The sequence below is a fragment of the Porphyromonas sp. HMSC065F10 genome (assembly GCF_001808555.1).
Lineage (GTDB): Bacteria > Bacteroidota > Bacteroidia > Bacteroidales > Porphyromonadaceae > Porphyromonas_A.
Map to the genome: position 1 here is coordinate 1 of NZ_KV793728.1, position 213 is coordinate 213.

General features: G+C 46.9%; 1 pseudogene. It reads left to right on the forward strand.

The window, feature by feature from the left end:
• Nucleotides 1-189, forward strand: a pseudogene (locus HMPREF2890_RS09030) (ISAs1 family transposase); the annotation flags it as partial.
• Nucleotides 190-213: the final 24 nt, after the last annotated feature.

Below are 213 nucleotides of genomic sequence, written 5' to 3' on the forward strand. Positions count from 1 at the left end.
GACGTGGTGATGCTTGAGGACCGGCAGCTTAAGAGGAAGGATAACGAGGCAAAGAACTTCAATATTATGTCTAAAATAGCTCTCTTCTTTGTCGACAAAATGAAGGAAAAGAGCGGCAAAAGACTCATTACCCAATTCCGAACCAACGCCACTCTGAAGCCATCCGAGCTGCTATCCATCAAGCTGTGAGCCCATTCCCCAAAAACGTCACCC